Annotated in this window: 4 tRNA genes and 1 rRNA gene; all 5 read left to right on the top strand. The window is 48.2% G+C overall.

The features are described from left to right. Window positions 1-86: 86 nt before the first annotated feature. The 5 genes from rrf to QMA04_RS18165 all read left to right on the top strand — a co-directional run bounded on the left by rrf (window position 87) and on the right by QMA04_RS18165 (window position 564). Window positions 87-202: ribosomal RNA gene (rrf, locus tag QMA04_RS18185) — 5S ribosomal RNA — on the top strand. 12 nt (window positions 203-214) lie between these two features. Next, window positions 215-289, top strand: a tRNA-Asn gene (locus QMA04_RS18180). A gap of 5 nt (window positions 290-294) precedes the next feature. Beyond that, window positions 295-384, top strand: a tRNA-Ser gene (locus QMA04_RS18175). Between the two features lie 22 nt (window positions 385-406). Further along, window positions 407-481 (top strand) — tRNA-Glu (locus QMA04_RS18170). A gap of 7 nt (window positions 482-488) precedes the next feature. Continuing rightward, window positions 489-564: transfer RNA gene (locus QMA04_RS18165), tRNA-Val, on the top strand. Window positions 565-633: the final 69 nt, after the last annotated feature.

Genomic DNA, 633 nt, shown 5'->3' with positions numbered 1-633 from the left:
AAGAATAAGCCAAGTTTTTTTTAAAAAAAGCTTGAGAAATACCGATAACCTTGGTATACTAAATCTTGTCTTTCAAAATAAATCAGTCTGGTAATGATGGCAAAGAGGCCACACCCGTTCCCATCCCGAACACGGAAGTTAAGCTCTTTTGCGCCGATGGTAGTTGGGGGTCTCCCCCTGTGAGAGTAGGACGTTGCCAGTCTGATCAAATTATTCCGAAGTAGCTCAGTGGTAGAGCACCGCACTGTTAATGCGATGGTCGTAGGTTCGAGTCCTACCTTCGGAGCCAATTTTGGAGAGCTGTCCGAGTGGCCGAAGGAGCATGATTGGAAATCATGTAGGCGGGCAACCGTCTCAAGGGTTCGAATCCCTTGCTCTCCGCCAGATATAAGTTCTCAAAATATACGGCCCCTTGGTCAAGCGGTTAAGACACCGCCCTTTCACGGCGGTAACACGGGTTCGAATCCCGTAGGGGTCACCAACTTCATGGAGGATTAGCTCAGCTGGGAGAGCATCTGCCTTACAAGCAGAGGGTCGGCGGTTCGATCCCGTCATCCTCCACCATTTACTCTTACATAGCAGAAATTGACCGTTGGGAAAAACGGGGTGTAAATTGTAAACTAGATAGTATTG

The sequence above is a fragment of the Planococcus sp. APC 3900 genome, from assembly GCF_030407735.1.
Lineage (GTDB): Bacteria > Bacillota > Bacilli > Bacillales_A > Planococcaceae > Planococcus > Planococcus notacanthi.
This window is presented reverse-complemented; position numbering and strand designations above follow the sequence as displayed.